Here is an 18,389-nt window from a genome sequence, read left to right on the forward strand (position 1 = left end):
AAGAGATGATCAAAAAAATTGGAGTTTTTGCCATAGCTATGATTTTAGCAGGTTGTGCATCAAATAGCAAAAATTTAGAGCAAATGGTACAAAATGAAGTAGTAGATACTCAAAAACCACTTACGTTGTTTGTTATAGATACGTCTGAGTCGATGACAAAGACCGACAAACACTCAGGCTTAAGCAGAATGGAGACAGCAAAAAAGAACCTAAAAGACATTATCTTAACGCTAGATACGCAAAAGACAAATTTAGGGCTAATTAGCTTTGGTTACGTTAAAAGCACGGATAACGGCAAGGATGTATGTTCACTTAATACAGACATAAAAGCAACGGCTAATGTTGATTATTTTAACGCCAAAACAGAGCTACTACAAGCACAAAAAGATAGCTACACGCCACTTGCAAAAGCGATAGATGAGGCAAATAGCTTTATTAAACAACAGCCAAGCAAAAAGGTTCATCTAATCATAATAAGCGATGGTTGCGATACTTGCGGTGGAAGCCCAATGACACAGCTAAAAAAACTAGAGTCAGAAAATCCGTATGTTGAAATTTCAACCTATGTTTTAGGCTATGAGGCAGAAGAATACACAAACTGCCAACTTGACAAACTAGGCAAATACTACGACATAAAAGACTCAAAAGATATGGCAGCCGCACTAAATGAGATAGGCACAAAACTAGCCATTACTGATGGCAATTGGGAGAACGGCGTTTATAGCTTTAATATAAATTTTGACTTTGACAGCTCTTATATCAAGCCAGAATTTACACAAAACGTTCAAAAACTAGCTGACTACATCACAAAAAGTGGCAACAAAATGCAAATACAAGGCCACACTGATAATATCGGAAACAGCGACTACAACACGCACTTATCTCAAAGAAGGGCTAATGCTGTAAAAGAAAAACTTATCGAGCTTGGAGTAGATTCATCTAAACTTGAAGCTGTTGGCTATGGACAAGACGCACCAAAGGCTGATAATAGCACAAAAGAGGGAAGATGCGAAAATAGACGCGTAGAAGCTCACGTCATAAAATAATTGTAGCCCCAATTTGGGGCTTTTATACTATAAATCCACTAGCAATAACGCTATCGCCGTTATACATCACACACATCTGACCAGCTGCCACGCCAAAAGCGTCATCGTTTAGCGTAAGAGTGGCTGTATTGTTTGAGCGATCAACCTTAACCTTGGCCTTTATTTTTGGGCTTCGGTAGCGAATTTTTACCTCGCACTCAAATTCACTCTCATCTATAAACATATTTACATCTTTTAAATTTACAATCTTTTGTTTTAAATCATCTTTTGTGCCAACGACAATTTCATTTTTCTGGGCATTTATCCTAAGCACGAAGTGTGGCTCGTGTGCGCCATAAACCTCAAAACCACGACGTTTGCCGATAGTATAGTGCATATAGCCCTGATGAGTGCCGATGACATTGCCATTTTTATCTACTACATTGCCTGGCAAGTCGGTGTTATAATGCTTTTGTAAAACCTTAACATAAGTGTCCTCAACAAAGCAAATTTCGCTACTTTCAGCCTGTGTGCCAAACTCGCTTAACACTGGCACAGCCTTTGCAAGCTCTTTTATATCGGCTTTAAACTTATCGCCAAGCGGAAAAATCATATCATTTAAGGCACTTTTTGGAACTTGAGCCAAAAAATAGCTCTGATCTTTACTGGGATCAAGCGCTGATGTTATTAAACCATCTATCACCTGCACATAGTGTCCAGTGGCTAGTTTCTCACAGCCTTGCGATTTAGCAAATTCCAAAAGCGCACCAAGTTTGATAAATCTATTACACAAAGCACAAGGATTTGGCGTGAGGCCATCTTTGTAAAATTTCACAAACGGATCATAGACAAATTCGTTAAATTTATCCTGTAAATCCAAAATATGCACCTTAATGCCAAGATAATCGCCGACTTTATTTACCTTGCGTATATTCTCCTCGTGATATCCAGGCTTTGAGTGTAGTTTCATATAGCAGCCTTGCACATCGTGCCCCTGCTCTTTTAAGAATTTCGCGGTCATCGTGCTATCGACGCCACCGCTCATAGCTACCATTATTTTCATAAAAATCCTTTAAAAAAGGAGTGATTATATCTTAAAATTTTAAATTTTTAAAATTTCACTAGCAATAAATCCGATATCATCGGTGATATGATACAAATTTACATCATCCTTACTGATTAGTTTTTCATCAATAAGTGTAGTTTTTATAAAATTATCAAGCCCAGCCCAAAAAATAGAGCCTACAAGAAAAATTTTCGCTTTTTGAAGTTTGGTTTGAGTAAGGGCAAGTATATCAAACAGCTCATCAAGTGTGCCAAAACCGCCAGGAAAAACAACAAAAGCGATAGAGTAGTTTATAAGGGCAAATTTTCTTGGGGTAAAGCTAGAAAAAACAAAGCTATTTGTGATAAACGGATTTGTCTTTTGCTCAAACGGCAATCTTATATTAAACGCTATGCTCGGAGCTTTTGCACTCTCATAAGCTCCCATATTTGCAGCTCTCATAATGCCGTCTCCACCACCAGTTAAAACAGCAAGTCCAGCTTCATTTAGCATAAATGCTAACTCCTTTGCCTGTTTGCAATATGGGCTTGACATCGGCAATCTAGCTGAGCCAAAAAAGGTTACATTTTTATTTTTATGCCCCAAAATTCCCTGAAATTTTACAAACTCGTCTAAAAACTCACTCAAACTAGCCCTTTAGTTGCTCTAAACGTTCGCGTTTTGTGCCTATTTGAGTGATCTGAATTCCAAAGTTTCCATCAATAATCACAACCTCGCCATAAGCAATAATCTTATCTCCTATTAAAATTTCAAGCGGATCATTTGCTAGTTGATTAAGCTCGATAACAGAGCCTATGTCCATAGTCAAAACATCTTTTAAAAGCATACGTTTTGAGCCGATACGAACGCGAATAGGCAACCTAACGTCCATTATGAGATTGATATTTCTCATCTCCTCAGCACTAAACTCGTTTTTTAAACCACCAGCTTTAGCTGCTTCAGGAGTTGGCACGGCTTGTGGTTTTGGCTCAAAAACATTTAAAAGCACACTATCATACACAAAACCGAAATTTTCGTTTAGATCTTCAAGCGTCACATCAAACAAAGAAAGTTTTGCAAACGAGCTTAAGTCTAGATTGGCATTAGTGTCAAGAAAGCTAACTCCAATCACTTCAAAAGTCATCTTTGGCAAACTCTTTTGAGCACCTAAAGATGTGTTAAACGCGCCAAGCAGATTTGAAAATATCTCTTTAGCCGCATCAAGCTCATCATCGCCTAAATTTTCATTACGAGAAATTTCCTCCTCACCCATCATCCATTCGCTAACAGCACTCACTAAAACAGGTGTACAAACTAGCAAGACTTTCGCGTTTATATCGCCTTTTATAGCTACGTTTGCTACAACCACAGGCGGTCTTATGCCACTTTGAGCGTTTGCCTCGTAGTCATTTCGCTCCCCAACTTCAGGCACTCTGCCAGTAAGCCCTTCAATCGTAGCTTTTATCTCATTTACAAAGATATTAAAAAAATCATTCATCATATTCATCGTTCTCTTCTTCTTGGTTGTTTTCTTCGTGTTCGTATGCTACAAGTTTTGCCTTTCGCTCCTCTTCGTAGCGTTCTAGTATACTCTTAATCTCATCTTTATCAGAGCGTATGAGTTGCTCGATCTTAATTGATTTTCTAAAGCGATGAAGCCCTACTTCAGCTAAAAATACCTCTTTTTTATCAATCGAAACAATAGCCTTATCATCAGCTCCCCTATCAAGTCTTAAAATATCACCCTCTTTTAAGTCCAAAAACTCATTTACGCTAATAACAGTCTTTCCAAGTATCGCCTCATATAAAATTTCAGCCCTGCCGATAAGCGTTTTTAGCTCTTTATTTCGACTCTTTTTTGCACTCGTTTCGCCAAGCATTATGTCGCGGTTTGCGAGGCGACTTAAAATCGGCTCAAGATATATAACAGGATAGCAAATGTTTATCATGCCACTTGAGTTGCCTACGATAATCTCCATTACAACCATTATGACAATCTCATTTTGACTAACGATTTGTACGACGTTTGGGGAGCTCTCTTTTGCTTCAACGTTTGGATACATATCAGTTATCATCGCCCAACTCTCTTTTAGGCGTTGCATTATCATTCTAAGCACGGCATCAAGCAGGTTTATCTCGATATCAGTAAGCTCTCTGCTTGTTTCAAAATTTTCGCCATTTCCGCCCAAAAGACGGTCGATCATCGGAAAAGCAATGCTCGGATTTATCTCTAAAATGCAGTTTCCATCAAGCGGTTTGATTGAAAATACGTTAAAACTTGTAGGGCTTGGAAGACTCATCAAAAACTCGCCATAAGTCATCTGATCTACGCTATGAAGCCTGATTTCAACGATACTTCTCATAACACTTGAAATTTGAGAGGCCAAATTTCTTGCAAGTTTATCGTGTATACCTTTAATCGCACGAAGTTGCTCTTTGCTTACTCTGTTTGGGCGTTTAAAGTCATAAATAATTATCTGTCTTTCATCTTTTGTGCTCTCAGGCACCTCCATTTCGACAGCGTCGCCACCCTCATCGACAACTTCAAGTAGCGCGTCTATCTCTTCTTGACTTAAAATATCTGCCATTAAGCCCCCAAGCTCTCTCTAAGCTTACTCAAAAGTTTTTTGTGAATTTGTGAAATTCTGCTCTCACTTATTTTCATTATCTCACTTATCTCTTTTAAATTTAACTCTTCATAATAATATAACTGAATAACTAACTGATCGCGTTTTGCAAAGCCTTCTAAAATACCCTCAATACGCCTAATAAGATCATCTCTTTCTACCTTTTCCTCAACATTTGAGTCACTTAAAAGTCCGAGCTGATCATCAAGAGGTAAAACACTAGCCACCGCTGCCGCACCTCTTGCGTCTCTTATTTTTGAAACATCTTCGCCAAGTTTAGCGGCCAAATACTCATCATCAGGCTCTTCTTCGAATTCATTAAAGTAAGCGTCTATTTCGCTATTTATGCTCTTTAGCAGGGTTCTATTTGAGCGACTTAAAACATCTAGACTTCTTAGATAATCAAGCATAGCACCATAAACTCGCTTATTTGCATACCCCCAGAACGAGTCATTTTGCTCTTTGTCATATTTGCGACTTAGCTTTATCATCTCCTCAACGCCACAACTCATAAGGTCATTTACATCTATGCTTGATGGCAAACGCTCTTTTAGACGATATGCCATAGCACGAAGTGCTGGCATATAGGCTATTACAACATCATCTTGCTCTTTTTTTATGGCGTTTTGGTATGGATTAGGCCGCTTTTGCTTTTCTTGCATTTTTTTCAGCTCCAGCCTTATTCATTGCTACATTAACAACTAAATTTTCCATTCTTTTTTCTCTAATGGCAAGTTCGCCCATTAAATACTCAGCCACATCTTCGTGTTTTTGCTTGTCAAAAAACTGCTTCATCGCACGTCTGACATCGACATAGTTCATAATGATAATATGGATAATTAAGTAAAAGAAAAACGTCACAAGTATGGTATGAATCATCATTTCTATCGCGTCATTAGAACTAAGGATAGTAAAAATAAGCCCCACAAAAAAACCACAAACCGTAAAAAATGCTATAAAATTTTCCGCTCTCATACCATTTATCCTAAAAATTTTCTATCAGACGTTTAAAAAAGCTACCAAAACTATTGCTTGAATTATTTGTAAGCACTTTTCGTTCCAATCTATAAAGCAAATTTGAAGCGATATCTCTTAGTTCACTTGTTTGAACGCTATATGGGGCGTCGTTTGTAAAAAGTGTGCGTTGCTTTATGCTCTTTGAGATTGTATTTGTAAGGCTTAAATATCCTATCATCTCAAGGTGTAAATTTCCGCCTATATTCACATCTGCCACGCGTTTTATGTTCTCAAAAATTCTAACCGCCTCAGCCTCATTTTTTACCATATTAAATAGCATTAGTGGATTATTTTTTACCCTAGAAACTATCTTTATAACGGCATAGGCGTCAGTTATACTAGCAGGATCAGGCACGGTTACGACTACAACCTCATCAGCTGCCTCTAAAAACATCTGTGTGCTTCCGCCAATACCAGCACCAGTGTCTATGATGATAAAATCAAGCTCATCAAGAGTAGACGCCTCGGCTAAAAATCTCTCATACAAAAATTGGTTATTAAATTTTAAAATTTCATCGCCACTTTCGCCTGGGATTAAGATTAAATTTTTATTTATAGGAACTAAAATATCCTTTAGACTGCACTCGCCTTTTAAAACGTGAAGTAAATTTTTACCCATTTTGACGTTTAAGATGACATCTAAATTTGCAAGACCTATATCAGCATCAAGTAACGCAACCTTGTATCCGTCAAGCGATAAAATGTTTGCCAAATTTGCGCTTATAGTGCTTTTGCCAACTCCGCCTTTTCCGCTTGTAATGGCTATAAAGTGCGTGTTTTTAGACCCTTGCGTTTGTGAGACTAAATTTTTTAGCTTACTAGCCTGATTTATCATCTTTTGCCCTTTTCATAACCCTCAAGCACGCAAGATACTAAAAATTCGCTCTTAGCCTCAAGCAGATCATCTGGGACTTCTTGGCCAACACAAAAATAGCTTACTGGCGTATTTGTCTCATATATAAGAGAAAAAACATTACCAAAAATTCTAGTTTCATCAAATTTTGTAATGATTAAAGTATCTATATCAAGAAAGCTAAAGCCGTTGTAAATTTCAAGCAGATCTTCAACCTTTGATCCAGCACTTAATACTAAATTTACATCGATATCCGCATCACTATGACGCAAAAAATTATCAAGCTTATCGAGCTTTTCCTTATCATACTGCGAATTTCCAGTCGTATCAACAAGTATCACATCGCAGTAGTTTAGCGTCTTTATCGCATTTTTAAAATCGTCAACCTCAATCACATCAAGTATCGGTAGCTTCATCATCTTTGCATACTGAAAGAGTTGCTCTACCGCACCAATACGATAGGTATCAAGAGTGATGATACCGACTTTATAGCGTCTTTCTTTGCCATACGCAAAACGCGCAGCAAGCTTTGCTAAAGTCGTGGTCTTGCCTACGCCTGTTGGACCAACTAACATCATTATACGCTGCTTCTTACTGCCTTGCTCTTTTCTACAAGGAAGCATATTTCTTAAAAGCGAATAAAAATATCTCTTTACGGCAACTGGATTTGCCTTCATCGCTGGAGGCATATTTTGCATAGTTGTTTGCATTATCGCCTCTAAATGCTCATCTTTCATACCGCTATCACTAGCAGCCTTGTAGATACTAGCAAATTCAGGCGGTATAGGCAGGTGGTTTCTACTACTAGATCTCTCATCCCAAAACATATCAGCTATTAGCGAAACCTTATCATTTAGTGCATTTACCTGCTTTGCGACATCATCTATTTTTTTATTTACGCCAAGCTCACTTGGACTTATTTTGCTACTTTCTGGAATGGCAGTGTTTGTTATCTCGCTTATCTCTCTAGCGGCTTTTGAGATATTAAGCATAACGTCTTCGCTTGGAGTTGGGGCTTTTACGGGAGCTTCTGTGACGCTAAATTTTTTCTGTTTTGGCGGAGCGTATGTTTCATACTCTTTTACTTTTGGGTTTATACTGCTTTTTGGCTCATCAGGCTCCTCTACGCTAACTAAAATTTCAAATATGGGCTTTTTATTAATGCTCTTTGCTTGAATTTGCTTTGTTGTAACGTGTATAGCGTCCTCTCCACACTGCTCACGTGCCTTTTTTAAGGCCTCAATAGCACTCTCCCCTGTAAAAGTATAAAATTTCGTAGCCATTTACTATAAACTCCTCATAAGTCCTAATGGAACAATCACGCTAAGACGCTCATTTACGCCCAAATGTGGCACACATAAGCCATCAGTTTTTACCTTCGTATCCATATATAAAATATCCAAATCAAGCGTCCTTGGTGCATTTTTAAAGCTTCTTACGCGTTTAAATTTCTGCTCATAGTGGTGCAAAATTTTTAAAAGCTGTTTTGGCGAAAGGCTTGTTTGGATATGAACTGTCGCATTTAAAAAATCAGCTTGCAAAATATATCCAAACGCCTTATTTACCAGCATTGGCGAACTCTCAACCACACTAAAACGCCTATCTTTCATAAGCGAAACTAAAAATCTATCAAACCTAACTCTTGTATTGCCGATATTTCCGCCAAGACCGATAATAGCACTAAATTTAAATCCACTTTTAAACCCAAAATACCTAGGGAAAAAGTGATCCCTTCTAATCTCTTTAGCACCATTTAGCTTCATAAAATTTCAGCTCCATTTTTACCAACGACAACGACATCTTCTATACGAACGCCAAATTCTCCAGGCAGATAAATTCCAGGCTCAACGCTAAAAATCATACCCTCTTTTATAATGGTTTCGTTTTTAGAATTTATCATAGGAAGCTCGTGTATATCGATACCTACACCGTGTCCAGTAGAGTGGATAAACTGCTTTTCATACCCAAAACTAGCTATGACCTCTCTAGCGGCTAAATCTATATCCTTTGCCCTTATTCCAGGCTTTATGACGTCTATGGCGGCTTTTTGTGCCTTTAGAACTATCTCATAAACCTCTTGTTGTTTTTTATCTTGAAATTTCTGCTCTTTGAAAAAGTTAAAATTCTCATCAAAGCACGAAGTTCTAGTTCTATCCGAGCAATAATTTTGATACCTTACTCCAGCGTCAAGCAAGAGCAAATCGCCCCTTTTTAGCCTTTTATCAGTAGGCAAGGCGTGTGCTTTTGCCGCATTTTCATTTATGGCGACAATCGGGCTAAAGCTAAGTCCAAGTTCATTTTTTTGCTTAAAGATAAGCTCAGCGTTAAAATGCAACTCTTTTTCGCTCATACCTTCGCCATTTTCTCTTACAAATTTTGCAAACTCATCAAAGCATTTCGCACCTATTTGCGACGCTTTGCGTAAAATTTCTATCTCTTTTTCATCTTTTATCTCCCTTTCTTTAAATGAGAGATTAACATCCTTTTTAAAATTTACACAAACTCCTTTAGTAAGTGCCTCATATGCACTTAGACTAAAGTCATTTGGGTCAAAATAGAGCGTTTTTGGCTTTAGTTTTCTTAAAATTAGTCTAGCCTCTTTTATCAAACCACGCCCAGCGTCGATAACAGCGACATCTTTATCTACACGCTCTTTTGCCTCTGTCGTGTATCTTGCGTCGGTTAAGAAAAATTTCTTACCATCTACGCATAAAAATATAGCGTTATCACAGCTGTATCCGCTACTAAAATATATGGCATTTTCATTTTTTAAGATGAAATTACGCATTTTGCTCTTGACTTGCCTTGATAGCTTTTATTTGCTCAAACATTTGAAGCATTCCAACCATAGCCAAGTGGTAGCCAACTGGTCCAAAACCTACGATTACACCGTTTGATACTGGAGAGATTAGACTTTTTTGGCGAAACTCTTCACGACGATAAACGTTGCTAATATGAACCTCAATAGTAGGTAATCCAACCGCTGATAAAGCGTCACGAATCGCAATAGAAGTATGCGAATAGGCAGCTGGATTTATGATAATGCCGTCAGCCTCGCCTAGGCATTCTTGAATTTTATCAACTATTTCGCCCTCAAAGTTACTTTGAAAAAACTCAATATCAACACCGCTCTGATCAGCAACTATCTTCATTTGCTTATGAATATCTTCCATACTCATAGTGCCGTAAGTAGCTGGTTCGCGACTGCCTAGCATATTGATATTTGGACCTTGAATCACCATTATTTTCATATTTTTTCCTTTTATTAAAATTTAGTCCATTAATTATACATTTTTAATTCTAAAATTTCGCTACAATCACAAAGAATAAAGGAGCAAAAATGAAAATTTTAAAATCAAAATTCATACTAACTTGCGATGAGAATTTTAAAATTTTAAAAGATAAAGCCATTGCTTTTGATAAAAAAATTATCGCTATTGATGAAGTTAGCAATTTAGTATCAAAATTTAAAAACGCTAAAATTTTAGATTTTGGCAATGCAATAATCACTCCAGCCCTTATAAATACGCACGTTCATCTTGAATTTAGCTCAAATATAAGCACGTTAAAATATGGAGATTTCATCGAGTGGCTTGGCTCGATAATCGATAATGGACGCAACTTAAAATGTAGTAACGAAATAATGCAAAATGCCATAAATTCGATAATCTCTAGCGGTGTTGGCACAATAGGTGCGGTCTCTAGTTTTGGTAGTGACTTAGAGATTGTGGGCTTAAGCGAAGCTAGAGTTGTATTTTTTAATGAAATTTTAGGCTCAAATCCTGATTTTATAGAGCAAAATATGTCTGGATTTTTAGAAAGATTTTTTAAAAGCCATAAATTTAAAAGTGAGCGTTTTATCCCAGCAATATCGCTACACTCGCCATACTCAATACACCCAAATCTTGCTAAAAAAGCGGTAAAGTTTGCCAAAAATGAAAATTTGATAGTTTCAACGCACTTTTTAGAAAGCTCATATGAAAAAATGTGGTTAGAAAAGGGCAAAGGTGGGTTTAAAAACCACCTAAAACGCTTTGTAGCAGATCCAAAACCAATGTATGATAAAAGTAGCTATTTAGGGCTTTTTAGTGGGTTAAGAACGCTTTTTACGCACTGCGTTTATCAAGATGACTTTAGTGGGTTTGACCCGAAATTTCATAGCGTGACACACTGTGCTAGCTCAAATAGATTGCTTGGTAAAAAAGCACTAAATATAGGGCGAGTTTTAGCTAATAATATCAGTCTAAATATCGGCACTGACGGGCTTAGCTCAAATATTAGTCTAAATATGTTTGACGAGCTTAGAAACGCTCTTTTTACTCATCAAAATATCAAGTTAAATGACCTTTCAAAAATTTTATTTACCGCAGCAACGAGTGGTGGAGCAAAAGCACTTGGGCTTAATAACGGGACATTAAAATCAAACAAAGATGCCGATATAGCGGTGTTTGAGGGCTTTGATGACATTGATGAAAGCTCTGTAACCACGCAACTTATCTTGCATACAAAAAGGACAAAGGCGTTATTTGTGCTTGGAAAACAGGTTATCTAATCCTTGCCCACCAGAGGGTATTGCCACCAAATTTTAGGCTAAAGAGCGGATCTGTTTTTAGGCTAAGTTCTATGTTTTTGCCCTCTTTAAATTCTGAGCTTTGATAGATTAGTAGCCATTTTACATCAGCTAACTTTCGTGCTTTTGCAAGTTCTAAAAAGCTCTGTGCTCCCTCAAACATTATAAGCCTTGCGTCTAAATTTGAAAGTTCGTTTGAGATTTTAACGCTTCTATTTTTAACGCCAAAAAGCGGTATTGTTTTATCAAATTTTTGTGATTTTGAGTAGATAAGAACATTTGGGGATTTTTGATTGCCCATAAGTCTTGTATCTAGCGTGGGTCTATCTATCCTAACGGTGTTGCCACCAACCACCAAAAGATCGCAAACGCTTCTGAGTAAGTGCATATGAGCTCTGCTAAGCTCATTTGAGATCAGTCCGCCTGTTGCGACGCCATTAGTACTCATAGCAACTTTTAGGAAGCTAAAATTTCCACCCTGCCACGACAAAAACGGCTCTAAAAGAGTGTTTGCTTCAGTTTTACAAACTCCCATTTTAACGCTTATGTCTGCATTTTTTAAAATTTGTGCTCCGCCACTTGCTATCTTATTTTCATCACTACACGCTATCACGACCTCTTTAAATTTTAACGCTGATAAAAGCGTGGCACAAGGCGGGGTTTTGCCATGATGAGAGCAAGGCTCAAGCGTGACATACGCCTTTGCGTCTTTTAGCAAATTTTGATGATTTTTAAGTATAAAATCGTAGGTAAAATTTGGCTCTAAAAGCTCCACACAATCAATATCGCTAAAATCTGTGTTAAATTTTAAATTGTAAGCATTTAGAAAATTTCGCAAAAAATCAGGGCTAAGTTCGCAAAGAGCCATTAAAATAGCACTTGGCTCAGCGTGTAAAGAACCCGCCTTTTTGTGGGCTGCCACGCTTAAAATTTTGCCGTTTTTATCAAGCACCACACAGCCAACAGCTGGATTTGGATAGGTTAAAATTTGATATTTCCAAGCCTCGCTTATCGCAAGGCTCATATAAAACTCATCGTTCACGAAAGCCCAAAAATCTCGCCTGTTGCCGTATCTATACGCATATCAAGTGCACCTGGATGTGGACTAAGTCCTGGCATTAGCATTATCTTGCCACAAATAGCCACGATAAATCCGGCTCCCGTGCGAATCTCAAGATCTTTTACACTAAACGTAAAGCCCTTAGCACGTCCTAATGCCTTTGCGTCATCGCTAAAGCTATACTGCGTCTTGGCTATACAAACTGGCATATTATCAAAGCCTAGAGCCTTAATCTTTTCAAGAGATTTTATCGCTTCGGGTTCAAAAACAACCTCTTTTGCTCCATAAATTTTAGTAGCAATTTTAGTTATCTTAGTAGCTATATCATCGCTGTCTTCGTATGTAAATTTAAGCTCTTTTTCTATCTCGCACTCGTTTATGATAATGTTTGCAAGTTCTAAAGCCCCGTCACTACCCTTGCTGAAATTTTCACAAACTGCCATTTTAACGCCAAATTTCGCACAATAATCCCTAACAAACTCTATCTCTTCGCTACTATCAAAGCCAAATTTATTCAAAGCCACAACAGGATTTAGTCCAAAATTTTGTAGATTTTCTATATGACCACCAAGATTTACTATGCCATCATTTAATGCTTGTAAATTTGGCTTGTTTATGCTCTCTTTATCGGCACCGCCGTTATATTTTATGGATCTTATGGTGCTTACTAAAACCACAGCGTCAGGTTTTAAAGAGGCTTTTTTACACTTGATGTCTATAAATTTTTGTGCTCCAAGCTCAGAGCCAAAACCAGCTTCTGTAACTGCGTAATCAGCCAGGCTTAGTGCCGATTTAGTCGCTATTATAGAGTTACAGCCGTGTGCTATATTTGCAAATGGTCCGCCGTGAACAAATGTCGGCGTATGCTCTAGCGTTTGAAACAAATTTGGCTTTATCGCGTCTTTTAAAAGTATCGTTACGGCGTCTTCGCAACCTAAATCACGCACATAAACCGGCTTATTATCAGTTGTGTAAGCAACCATTATGTTTGCTACATTTTGTTTTAAATCGGCAAGGTCGTTTGAAAGGCAAAGAACCGCCATTATCTCACTAGCAGCCGTTATATTAAAGCCGTCTTTACGCTCGATACCATCTACTTTCGCACCCTGTCCTATCGTGATATAGCGAAGTGAGCGGTCGTTCATATCCATACATCGCTTCCACAGAATTTGCTCTATGTCGATATTTAGTGGATTGCCTTGATATATGCTGTTGTCTATGACTGCGGAGATTAGGTTATTTGCTGAAGTTATAGCGTGAAAATCTCCCGTAAAGTGCAGGTTTAAATCCTCCATGGGTGCAAGTTGAGAGTAGCCACCACCAGCAGCACCGCCCTTTATGCCAAAAACAGGCCCCAAAGACGGCTCACGAAGTGCCAAACAAACGCTCTTACCTAGCTTTTTTAACGCGTCAGCAAGTCCTATGGACATCGTTGTCTTACCCTCTCCAAATGGAGTTGGGTTGGTTGCAGTAACCAAAATAAGCTTTGATTTTTTTTGCTTTAGAACAGGACTTACCTTTGCCTTGTAGTTTCCATAAAGCTCAATATCATCATCGCTAATGCCAAGAGTTTTTGCAACTTCTGAAATTTTAGCCAACTTAGCAGCTCTTGCTATCTCTATATCACTTTGCATTTACCACTCCAAATATGTTTTTGCTTTTTTTATCTCGCTTAAATTTATCTGTAAAATTCCCTCATCATTTTGCACGGCTATGCTGTTTTCATCCGCCTTTACAAGATGTCCTTTTATCGTATAATCTTGCGTTTTTATGCTCACTAACTCGCCTATACTTTTTATAAAATGTTTTGGTTTTTCTAGCTTTCGCTCAAGTCCAGGAGAGCTAACTTCAAGGTTGTAATCTCCATCAACAGGAGGAGTCACGTCAAATATCGGAGATAACAACTTGCTTACTTTTTCGCAGTCATCTAAATTTACGCCACCGCTTTTAGTGATATAAATTCTATAAATTTTTCTACCATTTTCACTTACAATCTCATCATCATAAAGCTCTACGCCACACTCTTTTATAAGTTGTGCTAAATTATCCATCTTTATTTAAATCCTTTGAAATTTTATCAAAAAGTTTATCTATATGGTTTTGATACTCCAGCCTATCATCAAACTGAAAATGAAAATTTGGACACCTATACCAACCCTCTGCACTCATACAAAAATTTTGCAAATGCCTTGAAATACGTTTTAAATGATTTAACACATACTCTTGCTCACGCTCATCAAACGCCATTTTATCAAGATAAACAAAGGCGTCATATCTGCCTTTTTTACACTCAACATCAGTAACACAAAGCCCCTTTAACATAGCGTCATCAAGGCTAGAGAGTGCTTCTGGTATAAGCTGTTTTAGTATACTCTCCGTGCGTAGGCGTTTTATCTCGTTTGCGTTCATATTTTTGCCTGTTCTTCTATCTCTTTAAAGCTTTCAATGTAGTCATTTTCACGGATATTGTTATACCCTTCAATGCCCACACCACACTCATAGCCTTTAGCAACCTCTTTTGCGTCATCTTTAAAGCGTTTAAGTGAGCTTATCGTGCCCTCGTGAACAACGACGCCATCACGGATAAGACGTATTTTGGCACCCCTACTAATCACACCCTCAGTAACCAAACAACCAGCTATCGCACCTATTTTTGGCACATTAATAACTTGACGAACAACAGCTTGACCAAGTTGCTCCTCTCTTATAATAGGCGACATCATACCGCTTAGTAGTGCCTTTACATCATCGATTAGATTATAAATAACGTTGTATGTCTTTATCTGGACGCCACTCTCTTTTGCTTTTTCTTTTATTTCGCCTGTTGGACGTATGTTAAAGCCCAAAATAACACAATTTGAACTAGCCGTGGCAAGAGCTATGTCATTTTGCGTAATTCCGCCAACGCCAGAATGGATAATATTTACCTTAATCTCATCATTTGCAAGTTTATCAAGGCTCACCTTTAAAGCCTCAAGAGAGCCTTGCACATCGGCTTTTACGATAACAGGTAGAGTTTTTAACTCGCCTTCAGCAATCTTAGCACTAAGCTCATCGATACTAACTTTTGTACTTTTACTAAGCTCTTTTTGACGTAGATATTCAGCTTTTTTTGATGCATATTCTCTGGCTTCTTTGTCGCTTTTTACGCTTATTAGCGTCTCTCCAGCTTCAGGAACTTCGCTAAGTCCGACAATCACGCCACACTCTCCTGGTCTTATCTCTTTTAAAGGTCTACCTTGATCATCAAGCAAGGTTCTTAGGCGTCCATATGCAACACCCGCAACAATAGTATCGCCAACTTTTAAGGTGCCGTTTTCTACTATAACAGTAGCGACTGGACCTCTACCTTTTTGCACAGAGCTTTCAATCACACTAGCTTTTGCGTTGGTTTTTGCATTAGCCTTTAGCTCTAAAATTTCAGCCTGTAAAAGAACTATCTCCAGTAAATCATCTATACCCATACCAGTTTTGGCACTTATTGGCACAAATTCGTTAGCCCCACCCCACTCTGTTGGCATTATATCTAGCTCAGCAAGTCCAGTTTTTACTAAATCTGGGTTTGCATTTTCTTTATCCATTTTATTTATTGCTACTATTATAGGTACACCAGCGGCTTTTGCGTGAGCAACAGCCTCTTTTGTTTGCGGTTTAACGCCGTCATCTGCTGCAACGACGATTATAACAATATCAGTAACACCAGCACCACGTGCTCTCATAGCGGTAAAGGCTTCGTGTCCTGGCGTATCGATAAATGTGATGTTTTTGCCATTTTTATTTACCATATATGCACCAACGTGCTGCGTGATACCACCAGCCTCGCCACTTGCTACGCGTGATTTTCTAATGTAATCTAGTAAAGATGTTTTTCCGTGATCGACGTGACCCATAATCGTGATAACTGGCACTCTAGGAGTTAGATTACGCTCATCTTGCTCATCTTCATAAGCTTTTACATAGTCAAATTCCTCTTGAGTATCGATGATATTTACTTCAACATTAAACTCATCGGCTAAAATTTCAATCGCATCTTCATCTAAAAAGTCGTTTTTTGTCGTCATCATACCAAGCATAAAAAGCTTTCCGATAATCTCGCTTGGCTGTTTATTTAGTTTCTCCGCAAATTCATATACACGTATCTCTTTTGGAATATCTACTGAAGTTACCGCTTCGCTATTTTGCTTATTTTCTGGTTTTTTATGCTTTTTACGAGCACGGCGATGCAAACCACCTTCAGCAAAGATATTTATGTTGTTATTTGAAACGTTTCTTGCTTGGTTTTGTATCTTTGTGTTTTGATTTTGTTTTTCTTGCTGATAACTTGGTGTTTTAAAGCTAAAATCTGGTAAAACAACTTCATTTTCATCCTCTAAAACAATGTCAGCAAAATCGCTCCCACCTAGAAAATCCATCTTCTGACTGCTATCTTTTTTGGAGCTAACTGGCTGTTTTTTCAGATCTTTTTTCTTTTTCTTAGCACCCAAATCACTAACATTTGAAAACATATTTTCTAAATTTTTAGGTATTATCGGCTCACTTTGGCTAGCTTGTGTGCTTTTTACAGGAGGCGTATCCTCGCTCTTTTTCTTTACTATTACAAGACCTCTACGCTTTTGCAAACTAATGTCAGCTAGACTCTCCTTTGGCTTTTGTGGCTCTGGTGCAACCTCTTGTTTAGGCTCCTCTTTAACTACCTTTAGCTCCTCGTTTTTAGGCTGGGCGGATTTAACTGGCTCTTTTGTTTTGCTCTCTTTTTTACTCTCTTTTTTCGTGCTTTCTTTTTTGCTAGAGGTTGTCGTATCTTTGTCTTTAGTGGCTTTTGCACTCTCTTTTTTGGGTTTACTCTCGCTTTTTTTCTTTTGAAATTTATCTGGTATGACGCCTGTTGTAATGTATTCGTATATAGCTTCAGCGTCCTCTGGTGTAACCGCATTTGAGTGTGTTTTTACCTTTAGCCCGAGCTCTTGTGCCTTTTCTAGCACCTCTTTGGCTGGATAGCCTATCTCATTTGCGATTTCTGAAATTCTAATATTTGCCATTTAAGAGTATCTCCTTTAAATTTGACAGCAAACTGCTGACACCTTTTGTATATTTATTAAGTATTTTTTTTAGTATTTTTTCATCTTTTTTTAAGCACTCGTCGCACATATAAAAACTACGCCCAAATCCCTTGCCACACTCTATATCATCGCCTTTTAATCGGTATCTGCTTAGCTGTTGCTGGGGCAATTTTGCTCTACAAACGACACAAGTTCTTATCGGATTTGATTTTCTCATTATATCTTTTTTTTGCTTTTTTTTAGCTTTGCATTATGACAAATCCGTCGTTGTCAAAATCAAAAATTTCAACTCTAAATTTATCAAATTTGGTAGCTAATTTTTTGGCTAAATTAGCCGCTTCATCTTTGTATGCTATATTTAAAAATGTAGAGCCTGAACCAGAAAGTGTGCTCATTAAAGCACCATTTTCATACGCAAATTTTCTTACTTCAAAAAGCTCAGGAAGTGTCTGCATACGCCTTTGCTCGTGCATCATATCAACGGCAGCTGTCTTTAACATATCGTAGTTTTTACTAGCAAAACAAGCTGTTAAAAATGATGAATGCGACAGGTTATTTACACACTCTTTTATGGTGTAGCTCTTTGGCAAAACGCTTCTTGAGCTATTTGTGCTCATCGGTACATCAGGTATGACAGCTACCGCCTTTATATCATCAGGAAGTATAAATTTATTAAAAAAAACCGATCCATTTTGCACAACCGCACTAACAAATCCGCCAAATACAGCAGGAGAGATATTATCAGGGTGGTTTTCATATATTAGGGCTTTATTTAAAATAACGTTCTTTTGAGCCTTAAATCCAGCCATATGATATGCACTAGCTATCGCAGAGATGATAACTGCTGATGAGCTACCAAGCCCTCTGGAAAATGGAATTTGGTTATCAAAAACAATGCGGAATGTCTCTTTTTTGCCAGTAAGCTCTGTAAAAATTTCATTAAATATGCCCACAAAAAGGTTATTTTTTTTCAAAAATGCGTTTTGACTACCCTCGCCGTTAATCGATATGGAGCTAAATTTTGAATACTCAATACTAACTCTATTAAAAAGCGATATACTAAGACCAAGAGCGTCAAAACCAGGTCCTAAATTTGCACTGGTAGCTGGGACTATTATATTCAAAATTTCTC

At 37.8% G+C, this 18,389-nt stretch carries 20 protein-coding genes; 2 read left to right on the forward strand and 18 right to left on the reverse strand.

Features of this window, described 5'->3' with window-relative positions:
• Positions 1–5 precede the first annotated feature (5 nt).
• The gene (locus CMCT_RS06950; RefSeq protein ID WP_051654874.1) at positions 6–1,046 is read left to right on the forward strand and encodes an OmpA family protein; all 1,041 of its coding nucleotides are present in this window, start codon (positions 6–8) and stop codon (positions 1,044–1,046) included.
• A gap of 22 nt (positions 1,047–1,068) precedes the next feature.
• On the opposite strand, the gene mnmA is transcribed toward CMCT_RS06950, so the two are convergent.
• The 11 genes from mnmA to aroQ are packed head-to-tail and all read right to left on the reverse strand — an operon-like array spanning position 1,069 to position 9,818.
• Positions 1,069–2,088, reverse strand: a complete 1,020-nt coding sequence (gene mnmA / locus CMCT_RS06955) for a tRNA 2-thiouridine(34) synthase MnmA (protein ID WP_034968696.1) — start codon at positions 2,086–2,088, stop codon at positions 1,069–1,071.
• 39 nt (positions 2,089–2,127) lie between these two features.
• On the reverse strand, positions 2,128–2,718 hold the full coding sequence (locus tag CMCT_RS06960) for an LOG family protein (protein ID WP_034968695.1): 591 nt from the start codon (positions 2,716–2,718) through the stop codon (positions 2,128–2,130).
• Between the two features lies 1 nt (position 2,719).
• Positions 2,720–3,571, reverse strand: coding sequence for a flagellar motor switch protein FliY (gene fliY / locus CMCT_RS06965; RefSeq protein ID WP_034968744.1), 852 nt, complete (start codon positions 3,569–3,571; stop codon positions 2,720–2,722).
• A complete protein-coding gene (gene fliM, locus CMCT_RS06970) occupies positions 3,561–4,658 on the reverse strand; it encodes a flagellar motor switch protein FliM (RefSeq protein WP_034968692.1) in 1,098 nt (365 codons plus the stop codon). The genes fliY and fliM overlap by 11 nt, the downstream gene beginning before the upstream one ends.
• Positions 4,658–5,359 carry an RNA polymerase sigma factor FliA gene (locus CMCT_RS06975; RefSeq protein WP_034968689.1) on the reverse strand — a complete coding sequence of 234 codons (702 nt, stop codon included), beginning with the start codon at positions 5,357–5,359 and terminating at the stop codon, positions 4,658–4,660. The genes fliM and CMCT_RS06975 overlap by 1 nt, the downstream gene beginning before the upstream one ends.
• Positions 5,334–5,672, reverse strand: coding sequence for a hypothetical protein (locus CMCT_RS06980; RefSeq protein ID WP_034968687.1), 339 nt, complete (start codon positions 5,670–5,672; stop codon positions 5,334–5,336). The genes CMCT_RS06975 and CMCT_RS06980 overlap by 26 nt, the downstream gene beginning before the upstream one ends.
• A gap of 10 nt (positions 5,673–5,682) precedes the next feature.
• Complete coding sequence (locus tag CMCT_RS06985; RefSeq protein WP_034968684.1) at positions 5,683–6,549, reverse strand: P-loop NTPase; 867 nt, start codon at positions 6,547–6,549, stop codon at positions 5,683–5,685.
• Positions 6,546–7,850, reverse strand: coding sequence for a flagellar biosynthesis GTPase FlhF (gene flhF / locus CMCT_RS06990; RefSeq protein ID WP_034968681.1), 1,305 nt, complete (start codon positions 7,848–7,850; stop codon positions 6,546–6,548). Before flhF ends, CMCT_RS06985 begins: the two co-directional genes overlap by 4 nt.
• A gap of 3 nt (positions 7,851–7,853) precedes the next feature.
• The gene (gene folK, locus CMCT_RS06995; protein ID WP_034968678.1) at positions 7,854–8,330 is read right to left on the reverse strand and encodes a 2-amino-4-hydroxy-6-hydroxymethyldihydropteridine diphosphokinase; all 477 of its coding nucleotides are present in this window, start codon (positions 8,328–8,330) and stop codon (positions 7,854–7,856) included.
• A complete protein-coding gene (locus CMCT_RS07000; protein WP_034968676.1) occupies positions 8,327–9,355 on the reverse strand; it encodes a M24 family metallopeptidase in 1,029 nt (342 codons plus the stop codon). The genes folK and CMCT_RS07000 overlap by 4 nt, the downstream gene beginning before the upstream one ends.
• Positions 9,348–9,818: a type II 3-dehydroquinate dehydratase gene (aroQ, locus tag CMCT_RS07005; RefSeq protein ID WP_034968675.1), complete on the reverse strand. Its 471-nt coding sequence runs from the start codon at positions 9,816–9,818 to the stop codon at positions 9,348–9,350. Before aroQ ends, CMCT_RS07000 begins: the two co-directional genes overlap by 8 nt.
• A gap of 89 nt (positions 9,819–9,907) precedes the next feature.
• On the opposite strand from aroQ, the gene mqnF reads away from it, so the two are divergent.
• Positions 9,908–11,119, forward strand: coding sequence for an aminofutalosine deaminase family hydrolase (gene mqnF / locus CMCT_RS07010; RefSeq protein ID WP_034968673.1), 1,212 nt, complete (start codon positions 9,908–9,910; stop codon positions 11,117–11,119).
• Here mqnF and ribD read toward each other — a convergent pair.
• Genes ribD through thrB form a run of 7 tightly spaced genes read right to left on the reverse strand, consistent with a single transcriptional unit; the run spans position 11,112 to position 18,381 of the window.
• On the reverse strand, positions 11,112–12,179 hold the full coding sequence (gene ribD / locus CMCT_RS07015) for a bifunctional diaminohydroxyphosphoribosylaminopyrimidine deaminase/5-amino-6-(5-phosphoribosylamino)uracil reductase RibD (RefSeq protein ID WP_034968670.1): 1,068 nt from the start codon (positions 12,177–12,179) through the stop codon (positions 11,112–11,114). The two genes, mqnF and ribD, sit on opposite strands and share 8 nt — an antisense overlap.
• Positions 12,176–13,831 (reverse strand): formate--tetrahydrofolate ligase, encoded by a 1,656-nt coding sequence (locus CMCT_RS07020; protein WP_034968659.1) that lies wholly within the window; start codon positions 13,829–13,831, stop codon positions 12,176–12,178. Before CMCT_RS07020 ends, ribD begins: the two co-directional genes overlap by 4 nt.
• Positions 13,832–14,248 carry a ribosome maturation factor RimP gene (rimP, locus tag CMCT_RS07025; RefSeq protein WP_034968657.1) on the reverse strand — a complete coding sequence of 139 codons (417 nt, stop codon included), beginning with the start codon at positions 14,246–14,248 and terminating at the stop codon, positions 13,832–13,834.
• Positions 14,241–14,606 (reverse strand): 30S ribosome-binding factor RbfA, encoded by a 366-nt coding sequence (rbfA, locus tag CMCT_RS07030; RefSeq protein WP_034968654.1) that lies wholly within the window; start codon positions 14,604–14,606, stop codon positions 14,241–14,243. Before rbfA ends, rimP begins: the two co-directional genes overlap by 8 nt.
• On the reverse strand, positions 14,603–17,236 hold the full coding sequence (gene infB, locus CMCT_RS07035) for a translation initiation factor IF-2 (protein ID WP_034968652.1): 2,634 nt from the start codon (positions 17,234–17,236) through the stop codon (positions 14,603–14,605). The genes rbfA and infB overlap by 4 nt, the downstream gene beginning before the upstream one ends.
• Positions 17,223–17,474: a DUF448 domain-containing protein gene (locus CMCT_RS07040; protein ID WP_034968650.1), complete on the reverse strand. Its 252-nt coding sequence runs from the start codon at positions 17,472–17,474 to the stop codon at positions 17,223–17,225. The genes infB and CMCT_RS07040 overlap by 14 nt, the downstream gene beginning before the upstream one ends.
• A 22-nt stretch (positions 17,475–17,496) precedes the next feature.
• On the reverse strand, positions 17,497–18,381 hold the full coding sequence (gene thrB, locus CMCT_RS07045) for a homoserine kinase (protein ID WP_034968648.1): 885 nt from the start codon (positions 18,379–18,381) through the stop codon (positions 17,497–17,499).
• Between the last annotated feature and the right edge of the window lie 8 nt (positions 18,382–18,389).

The sequence above is a fragment of the Campylobacter mucosalis genome (assembly GCF_013372205.1).
Lineage (GTDB): Bacteria > Campylobacterota > Campylobacteria > Campylobacterales > Campylobacteraceae > Campylobacter_A > Campylobacter_A mucosalis.

Excerpts from the sequence above, each read along its gene's own strand:
- CMCT_RS06975 (WP_034968689.1), bottom strand. The coding sequence starts at position 5,359 with ATGCAAGAAAAGCAAAAGCGGCCTAATCCATACCAAAACGCCATAAAA.
- CMCT_RS06980 (WP_034968687.1), bottom strand. The coding sequence starts at position 5,672 with ATGAGAGCGGAAAATTTTATAGCATTTTTTACGGTTTGTGGTTTTTTT.
- folK (WP_034968678.1), bottom strand. The coding sequence starts at position 8,330 with ATGAAGCTAAATGGTGCTAAAGAGATTAGAAGGGATCACTTTTTCCCT.
- CMCT_RS06985 (WP_034968684.1), bottom strand. The coding sequence starts at position 6,549 with ATGATAAATCAGGCTAGTAAGCTAAAAAATTTAGTCTCACAAACGCAA.
- rimP (WP_034968657.1), bottom strand. The coding sequence starts at position 14,248 with ATGGATAATTTAGCACAACTTATAAAAGAGTGTGGCGTAGAGCTTTAT.
- CMCT_RS07000 (WP_034968676.1), bottom strand. The coding sequence starts at position 9,355 with ATGCGTAATTTCATCTTAAAAAATGAAAATGCCATATATTTTAGTAGC.
- CMCT_RS07020 (WP_034968659.1), bottom strand. The coding sequence starts at position 13,831 with ATGCAAAGTGATATAGAGATAGCAAGAGCTGCTAAGTTGGCTAAAATT.
- CMCT_RS07040 (WP_034968650.1), bottom strand. The coding sequence starts at position 17,474 with ATGAGAAAATCAAATCCGATAAGAACTTGTGTCGTTTGTAGAGCAAAA.
- aroQ (WP_034968675.1), bottom strand. The coding sequence starts at position 9,818 with ATGAAAATAATGGTGATTCAAGGTCCAAATATCAATATGCTAGGCAGT.
- rbfA (WP_034968654.1), bottom strand. The coding sequence starts at position 14,606 with ATGAACGCAAACGAGATAAAACGCCTACGCACGGAGAGTATACTAAAA.
- mnmA (WP_034968696.1), bottom strand. The coding sequence starts at position 2,088 with ATGAAAATAATGGTAGCTATGAGCGGTGGCGTCGATAGCACGATGACC.
- CMCT_RS06950 (WP_051654874.1), top strand. The coding sequence starts at position 6 with ATGATCAAAAAAATTGGAGTTTTTGCCATAGCTATGATTTTAGCAGGT.
- fliM (WP_034968692.1), bottom strand. The coding sequence starts at position 4,658 with ATGGCAGATATTTTAAGTCAAGAAGAGATAGACGCGCTACTTGAAGTT.
- flhF (WP_034968681.1), bottom strand. The coding sequence starts at position 7,850 with ATGGCTACGAAATTTTATACTTTTACAGGGGAGAGTGCTATTGAGGCC.
- mqnF (WP_034968673.1), top strand. The coding sequence starts at position 9,908 with ATGAAAATTTTAAAATCAAAATTCATACTAACTTGCGATGAGAATTTT.
- infB (WP_034968652.1), bottom strand. The coding sequence starts at position 17,236 with ATGGCAAATATTAGAATTTCAGAAATCGCAAATGAGATAGGCTATCCA.
- fliY (WP_034968744.1), bottom strand. The coding sequence starts at position 3,571 with ATGATGAATGATTTTTTTAATATCTTTGTAAATGAGATAAAAGCTACG.